The organism is Klebsiella sp. JN_Kp122, from assembly GCF_040062085.1.
In the GTDB taxonomy this organism is placed as follows: Bacteria; Pseudomonadota; Gammaproteobacteria; order Enterobacterales; family Enterobacteriaceae; genus Klebsiella; species Klebsiella aerogenes.
Map to the genome: position 1 here is coordinate 21,291 of NZ_JBEAHW010000002.1, position 6,000 is coordinate 27,290.

8 protein-coding genes and 1 tRNA gene are annotated in these 6,000 nt (G+C 54.9%); 5 read left to right on the plus strand and 4 right to left on the minus strand.

Features of this window, described 5'->3' with window-relative positions; all coding sequences use genetic code 11:
- Window positions 1-46 precede the first annotated feature (46 nt).
- The 3 genes from ABLU78_RS02985 to ABLU78_RS02995 all read left to right on the plus strand — a co-directional run bounded on the left by ABLU78_RS02985 (window position 47) and on the right by ABLU78_RS02995 (window position 3,265).
- On the plus strand, window positions 47-1,696 hold the full coding sequence (locus ABLU78_RS02985; protein ID WP_048228699.1) for an OFA family MFS transporter: 1,650 nt from the start codon (window positions 47-49) through the stop codon (window positions 1,694-1,696).
- A 148-nt stretch (window positions 1,697-1,844) separates the two neighbouring features.
- Window positions 1,845-2,480 carry a carbonic anhydrase gene (locus ABLU78_RS02990; protein ID WP_015366898.1) on the plus strand — a complete coding sequence of 212 codons (636 nt, stop codon included), beginning with the start codon at window positions 1,845-1,847 and terminating at the stop codon, window positions 2,478-2,480.
- A 110-nt stretch (window positions 2,481-2,590) separates the two neighbouring features.
- Entirely contained in the window at window positions 2,591-3,265 is a 675-nt protein-coding gene (locus tag ABLU78_RS02995; protein WP_257849249.1) for a carboxymuconolactone decarboxylase family protein, read from the plus strand.
- A gap of 89 nt (window positions 3,266-3,354) precedes the next feature.
- On the opposite strand, the gene ABLU78_RS03000 is transcribed toward ABLU78_RS02995, so the two are convergent.
- The 3 genes from ABLU78_RS03000 to ABLU78_RS03010 form a co-directional block, all read right to left on the minus strand.
- Window positions 3,355-3,564, minus strand: coding sequence for a YdgH/BhsA/McbA-like domain containing protein (locus ABLU78_RS03000; RefSeq protein ID WP_015366896.1), 210 nt, complete (start codon window positions 3,562-3,564; stop codon window positions 3,355-3,357).
- A 114-nt stretch (window positions 3,565-3,678) separates the two neighbouring features.
- Window positions 3,679-4,029, minus strand: a complete 351-nt coding sequence (locus ABLU78_RS03005; RefSeq protein ID WP_045366850.1) for a hypothetical protein — start codon at window positions 4,027-4,029, stop codon at window positions 3,679-3,681.
- 21 nt (window positions 4,030-4,050) lie between these two features.
- Window positions 4,051-4,737 (minus strand): B3/4 domain-containing protein, encoded by a 687-nt coding sequence (locus ABLU78_RS03010; protein WP_048228700.1) that lies wholly within the window; start codon window positions 4,735-4,737, stop codon window positions 4,051-4,053.
- 43 nt (window positions 4,738-4,780) lie between these two features.
- Here ABLU78_RS03010 and ABLU78_RS03015 point away from each other — a divergent pair, with 43 nt between their 5' ends.
- Both ABLU78_RS03015 and ABLU78_RS03020 read left to right on the plus strand, forming a co-directional pair.
- Window positions 4,781-5,383 carry a helix-turn-helix transcriptional regulator gene (locus tag ABLU78_RS03015; protein WP_015366893.1) on the plus strand — a complete coding sequence of 201 codons (603 nt, stop codon included), beginning with the start codon at window positions 4,781-4,783 and terminating at the stop codon, window positions 5,381-5,383.
- A 101-nt stretch (window positions 5,384-5,484) separates the two neighbouring features.
- Complete coding sequence (locus ABLU78_RS03020) at window positions 5,485-5,802, plus strand: putative quinol monooxygenase (RefSeq protein ID WP_020079007.1); 318 nt, start codon at window positions 5,485-5,487, stop codon at window positions 5,800-5,802.
- Between the two features lie 53 nt (window positions 5,803-5,855).
- On the opposite strand, the gene ABLU78_RS03025 is transcribed toward ABLU78_RS03020, so the two are convergent.
- A tRNA-Val gene (locus tag ABLU78_RS03025) sits at window positions 5,856-5,932 on the minus strand.
- Window positions 5,933-6,000 lie beyond the last annotated feature (68 nt).

Genomic DNA, 6,000 nt, shown 5'->3' on the forward strand with positions numbered 1-6,000 from the left:
TCGGCTGCTGCGGTAGCCGGCAAACAAACATGATAAGGACAGGAACATGGTGCAGATAAATGAGAATCTCGCGACTCCGCCCGTTTCATCGTTGAGTCGTTTTTTTGCTAAGCCCCGCATTATTGCTAAACCTGGATTTAACCGCTGGTTGGTCCCTCCCGCGGCGCTGGCGGTGCATTTGTGCATTGGCATGGCCTACGGCTTTTCCGTTTACTGGCTGCCAATGTCGCAGCTGATTGGTGGCAGCGCGCCGCTGCAGTGTCCGGTCGATATGTCGTTCTGGCAGCAACTGGTTACCCGCCAGTGCGACTGGAAAATTTCCCTGCTCGGCTGGACCTATACGCTGTTCTTCGTTTTTCTCGGCTGCTCCGCGGCGCTTTGGGGGAGCTGGCTGGAGAAGGTTGGCCCGCGGCTGGTGAGTTTCGTTGCAACCCTCTGCTGGTGCGGCGGCCTGCTGCTGGCGACCGTGGCAATCTATTTTCATCAGCTGTGGCTACTGTGGTTGGGTGCTGGCGTGATTGGCGGCGTTGGCCTGGGGCTTGGCTATATCTCGCCGGTCTCAACGCTATTGCGCTGGTTCCCCGATAAGCGAGGGATGGCCGCGGGAATGGCGATCATGGGCTTCGGCGGCGGGGCGCTGGTGGGAGCGCCACTGGCGAATTGGCTGATCAATTTTTTCGCCGATGGTCAGGAAAGTGGGGTATGGCAGAGCATTCTGGCGCTGGCGGTGATATATGCGCTGTTCATGCTCTGCGGCACTTTTGGTTACCGTCTGCCGCCTATGGGCTGGCATCCGGTCGGCGTGAAGGCGCAGCGAGCCATCAGCAAACAGCCGACCGTTCAGGTTCACGTTAGCGTCGCTTGGCGCACCCCGCAGTTCTGGCTGCTGTGGCTGGTGCTATGGCTCAACGTTACCGCCGGGATTGGCATTCTCGGCATGGCTTCACCGATGCTGCAGGAGATTTTTGCCGGAAAGCTACTATCCCTGGATCTGGGCTGGCAGGAACTCAATGCAGAACAGCTGAAGCGCATCGCGACAATGGCGGCGGGATTTACCGGCCTGCTCAGCCTGTTTAATATTCTGGGGCGCTTTTTCTGGGCTTCTGTTTCCGATATGTGCGGCAGGAAGGTCACCTTCGCGCTGATCTTCTTTCTGGGAACCCTGCTTTACGGCACGTTGCCGCTGATTAATCACGGCGGCTACGTGGCGTTTTTTGTCTGTGCGCTCTGCGTGATTATCTCCATGTACGGCGGCGGTTTCGCGACCATCCCGGCATATCTTGCCGATGTATTTGGTTCACAAATGGTTGGCGCGATCCATGGTCGTCTGCTGACTGCCTGGTCGGCGGCCGGGATCAGCGGCCCGGTGCTGGTCAACTATTTGCGCGAGTACCAGCTGGCGCAGGGAGTGGAACCCGCGAGAATTTATGACATCACGCTGCTGGCGTTGACCGGGTTGCTTATCATCGGCTTTATTTGTAATCAGCTGGTTCGGCCGATTCCACAGAAATATGCCATGACCGCGGAGCAACAGCAGCAGGCGAAGGGCCTGTATACTATCAATAAAGATGCGCAGCTGAGCTGGGAGCCGAAGCCCGCGCCGCTGCTGCTGACGCTAAGCTGGCTGGCCGTCGGTATACCCTTGCTGTGGGGAATGGGCACCACCTTGCAACAAGCGGTGAAGTTCTTTATGTAGACCCACAGAGGCAAGCACCCAAAGGACAGGTTGGGTGCTTATTGCACAGCTATTACCAATAACGATTCCTATTCTGCGCTTCGGTGATACACTAGCTAAATGTGATCTTTGTCATATCGTAATTACTACAGAGAAAAGAGACACTGCTATGCAACATATCATTGAGGGCTTCCTCAACTTCCAGAAAGAGATTTTCCCGCAACGCAAAGAGCTCTTCCGCAGCCTGGCGTCGAGCCAGAATCCAAAAGCGTTGTTCATCTCTTGTTCTGATAGCCGCCTGGTCCCGGAGCTGGTTACCCAGCAGGAGCCAGGGCAGCTGTTCGTTATTCGTAATGCCGGTAATATTGTGCCCTCTTTCGGGCCGGAGCCGGGCGGCGTGTCAGCCACCATTGAATATGCGGTTGTCGCCCTCGGTGTGACGGATATTGTCATCTGCGGCCACTCCAACTGCGGCGCGATGAAAGCCATCGCCACCTGTCAGTGTCTGGAACCAATGCCTGCCGTTTCCCACTGGTTGCGTTATTCGGACGCGGCGAAAGCGGTGGTTGAGAAGAAAACCTGGGCCAGCGAGACCGATAAAGTGAACGGTATGGTGCAGGAAAACGTTATTGCCCAGTTGAACAACATTAAAACGCATCCGTCGGTTGCGGTTGGCCTGCGTGACAAAACCCTGCGTCTGCACGGCTGGTTCTATGATATTGAAAGCGGCGATATTCGCGCGCTGGATAAAGACACCAAAACCTTCGTTTCACTGTCGGAAAACCCGGAAGTCTACTTCGAATAATATCCCCCAGGGCAAGGAAGCCCTGTGCATCGTAATAGATAATTCATGAGCCCATCTCATAGGTCTGTTCGTTTTTGCCTGGCTAATCAACCCCCTGCCAAGTTTCTATAATCTTTTTCTCCTGTCGATACTTTCCGTTTGGAGAACAAACGATGCAAAACCCATTGAACGCGCGCCAACAGGCGCTGATCCCAGTGGCCGCCCTGGCCGCCGAAGGCAATATCGCGGCGCTGGCCCATGCGCTGGATACCGCGCTGGATACCGGCCTGACGATAAATGAATTAAAAGAGACGCTGGTGCAGCTGTACGCCTATTGCGGCTTTCCGCGTAGCCTGAATGCGCTCTCCTGCCTGATGAAGGTGATAACCGAGCGTCAGGCGCGAGGCGTTATTGATAACGAGGGGGCGACAGCGACCCCGTTACCGGAGAATTGGGATAGCCTGCAGGCCGGTAGCCGTAATCAGACACAACTGGTCGGGCAAACGGTCAGCGGACCGCTATTTGAATTTGCGCCAGCTATCGACTGCTATCTGAAGGCGCATCTGTTTGGCGATATTTTCCAGCGTGACGTCCTGGATTGGCCGACGCGCGAGCTGGCGACGATCTCAATGCTGGCCGCACTATCGGGCGTGGAAAGCCAGCTGAAGAGCCATTACGCGATTAGCCTGCACAACGGCCTGACGGCGCAGCAGCTGCGTGGATTTATTGACGTGCTGGCGACAAAAGTCAGCGCCGAAATAGCGGCAAAGGCCTCGGCGGTGCTGGAGCAAGTGGCAGGTAGTTGAAGCATCGGTGGAGAGGACAACGACATTGTCTTCGCTGAAAAGCAGCACGGCGCGCCAGAGATAAAGCCTGGCGCGTCACACTCGCACTATTATTTGCTCAGTTCGGCAGTCATATAGACGCGGTTATTGAACTGGGCGCTGGTAATTTTATAAGACGCGCCTTGCTCCGCAGCCTGGGCGGCAATTTTCGCTTCCGCACGGTCTAGGGTTGAAGCGGTTGCCGTCACGCTCTGGGCAAAAGCACCGAATGACATCAGGGACAGCACGGTAACTGCAGCAAAAGTTTTGATGGATTTCATGGTCATATTCCTTAAAGATTTTGTTTGGTGAGGAGCGCTGTTGCTCCGATGTGATAAGAATAGAACCAATGATGATTGTTTAAAATCGAAACAATTTGCCTATCTTGTTCAAAATCACTGATGTTGTGTTTGATAGCGTAGTGGATACTCTGCAAGTGGATGGGGCAGGTTCATATTGTGGCTGCCCTCAATCTCGGCAACGATGGTTTGATACCCGGCGATCCAGCGTTGCCCCTGAGCTTTGGCCTGCTGGTGTTGCAGATGGTTCATCATCATTTCCATAGACTGTCGGTCGCGCCAGTAGTAGTTGTTGATGATTCGGCCGCTGGCGGCATCATGATAGCTCTCCATACCGATAAATCCCTCCAGCGACTGGGTATAGCGCTCGATCTCGCCGTCCAGTTGATAAAAGTCATCGTCGTACTCTTTCTTCTCAAAGATAAAACTGGTTAAAAATAGTGACATTACCTGCTCCTGTGTCTGACTTTATAGGCTGATTAGCGTGGACTGGTGGCTCAAGCCGGGCATCATCTGCTCCAGCCCCCCGGTAAGCATGCGGCCGGCCTCATGCAGCGCTTCGAGCGGCATCTCTGGCAGGCTTTCCAGAATAAACCACATCTGTCGATCGCGAGCGCTCAGGCGGGTACGAACTCCCTGTCGCCAGTTCCAGCGGCGGCAGGTCACACCGCGATCGTCACGCCAAATGACTTCTCCTGGTTCCGGTGATTCTACGGCGGCTAAGCCTTCCTTCATCGTATCAAAGGGCTCAGAGCCGTCGGCGATGACCAGACGCGGCGCGCCGCAATAGGCGGCGATGTTCTCGCCGCCGACGGGAATGGCATACCGCAGACTGACGGCATTGTAGAGGTCAACGACCGGGTCAATTGCCGGCATGGCGCCATCGCGAAGTACGCGTTTACGCAACGCTTCTGCGGAACAGGGCGTACGTTTCGGTTTAGCGCCAAACGCTTTGAATACCGTAGACCATGCCGCGAGATGGTCCTCCGCCCATGCGGGCTCTCCGGCTAATACTGCCTGACAGGCTGACGCCAGCGCGGCTTCACCGATAGAAGCATCACCTAGCGGCGCAGCGTTGACGGTAATACTCAGTGCCCGAAACCCAGGAGCGATCCCGGCTAACTGTGGGCTAATTGACGGTAATGGGTGAGACATTGCATAATCCTGTAATGACTGATTTAGAGCATAATATCGACCGATGAATGATAAAGTCAATATAACGACCGATAACGGTAACGATCTAAGCCGCATTAATGAGGCGGTATCGCGGCGTATTAAGCAGTTTCGACGCGAAAAGAAGATCTCTCTCGACGAGCTTTCCCGTCGCGCCGGCGTCAGTAAAGGGATGTTGGTGGATATCGAAGGGTGTCGCGCGAATCCCAGTATCGCGCTGTTGTGCAAAATCGCTGCGGCGATGGGGGTGTCGGTGGCGGAGTTTGTCAACGTTGCCAGTGAGCCGATGGTTCATCTTATCGACCGTGATGCGATTCCGGTATTATGGCGCGGCGAGCAGGGCGGCAGTGCCAGGCTGCTGGCCGGCACCAGCGGACCGGATATGCTTGAACTCTGGCAGTGGCGGATGTTGCCTGGCGAATCGTTCCGTTCGCCGGGGCATCCGGCCGACACCTGGGAACTGCTATACGTGACCGAGGGAGAACTCACCCTGACGGTGAATAATGACCCATATCAGGTGGCTGAAGGGTGTTCTGCGGTAGCACGTACCGATGTGCCACATGAATATTGTAATTTCAGTCAGTTGCCCGTCGTCTTTACCATGACCGTGTATGAGAAAGGGCGCTGACGCGGACTCTGGCGTAATTCTGGCTTCACCACTACGCTGAATAATTCACGCCCTGGATAGATATAGCCTCCAGGGGAATACGGTGAGCCAGAGGAAACCTTATGAGTGAAGTCAAAATTGTTGCCACGCTGACCCCCCATCCTGAATATATCGATACCATCAGAGAGGCGGCATTAGCCATGGTGCCGCCGACGCACAGAGAAGCAGGGTGCCTGCAATATGACCTGCACGAAAGCCGGGAGATCCCTGATGTCAGGCAGCTTTCCCGGCAAGGAAAGATCTCATTTGTGTTTATTGAGCGTTGGCGCTCGGAAGACGATCTAAAACAGCACGTTGCGATGCCGTATCATGACGATTTTCTGGCGATTCTGGAGGGGAAACTGGAGAGTATTCAGGTACAGCGACTGATGTCGTTATAGATAAAAGCAAGAGGAAAGTAGAGAAGTGCGCACCAAATCAATAAGGATTGAAATGGTGCGTCCGAGTGGACTCGAACCACCGACCCCCACCATGTCAAGGTGGTGCTCTAACCAACTGAGCTACGGACGCATATGGTGCGTTTAATTGGACTCGAACCAACGACCCCCACCATGTCAAGGTGGTGCTCTAACCAACTG

Coding starts and splice junctions, on each gene's coding strand:
- ABLU78_RS02985 (WP_048228699.1), top strand. CDS start 47: ATGGTGCAGATAAATGAGAATCTCGCGACTCCGCCCGTTTCATCGTTG.
- ABLU78_RS02990 (WP_015366898.1), top strand. CDS start 1,845: ATGCAACATATCATTGAGGGCTTCCTCAACTTCCAGAAAGAGATTTTC.
- ABLU78_RS03000 (WP_015366896.1), bottom strand. CDS start 3,564: ATGAAATCCATCAAAACTTTTGCTGCAGTTACCGTGCTGTCCCTGATG.
- ABLU78_RS03005 (WP_045366850.1), bottom strand. CDS start 4,029: ATGTCACTATTTTTAACCAGTTTTATCTTTGAGAAGAAAGAGTACGAC.
- ABLU78_RS03010 (WP_048228700.1), bottom strand. CDS start 4,737: ATGTCTCACCCATTACCGTCAATTAGCCCACAGTTAGCCGGGATCGCT.
- ABLU78_RS03015 (WP_015366893.1), top strand. CDS start 4,781: ATGAATGATAAAGTCAATATAACGACCGATAACGGTAACGATCTAAGC.
- ABLU78_RS03020 (WP_020079007.1), top strand. CDS start 5,485: ATGAGTGAAGTCAAAATTGTTGCCACGCTGACCCCCCATCCTGAATAT.